Raw genomic sequence first — 621 nt, 5'->3', positions numbered from 1 at the left:
GCGAACCTGTGGCACCTGGTTGCGCTTCGGCGGATAAGAGAACCCCCTTCGCCCCCCGGACTGCCACGTGCCCGTCGGTCCGCAGTTCGGCGCCCTGTCCCCGCTCCTTGCGCTGGCCGTCGACCATATGCCCAAGGTTGAACTCGCTGGTCTGGAACGGCGTCGTCAGGTGAATATGCTCGACGCCTTCCTTGTCCTCCATGCGCATCTCATTCTGCGCCGCCGTTCGAATGAGATTGCGCGTATTGTTCAGGTTGTTGACGAGATCCGGATGCAGGCTGTCATGCATCGCTCCGATGATGACGGGCCGGTTTGGATCGGCGGCCGTAAATTCGAGCGCCACTTCGGCGGAATCGATCAACGGGAAGTGGTGACCGTAGTTGTCGCCGCTGTAGGGCTTGGCAAACCGCACCGGCCGGCTCGTGCCACCCGGGCTCCATTCGTCCAGATCGAACGGCAGCTTGATGACGTACCAGCCTTCTTCCGTCAGATAGGCATACTTGTAATTACCGGGTGACGTAATCCGGGCCGGCAGGACGCCCCTGATTTCCGGTTTCGGGATCGTGTCCATGGATGTTCGCCAGACCCGATCCGACGGAATCCCCTCGAACGTCACGCGGT

The 621-nt window shown here is 61.4% G+C and carries 1 protein-coding gene; it reads right to left on the bottom strand.

Annotation, left to right across the window (positions count from 1 at the left end; translation table 11 throughout):
- Positions 1-621, bottom strand: a 621-nt coding sequence (locus M3A49_RS42450; protein ID WP_266234002.1) for a type VI secretion system Vgr family protein, incomplete at both ends; no start/stop codon positions are given.

Origin of the sequence: Paraburkholderia sp. CNPSo 3076, assembly GCF_026343935.1 — a bacterium.
Lineage (GTDB): Bacteria > Pseudomonadota > Gammaproteobacteria > Burkholderiales > Burkholderiaceae > Paraburkholderia > Paraburkholderia nodosa.
Note: the sequence above shows the minus strand (reverse complement) of the source record. Positions and strands in the feature narration are given on the sequence as shown.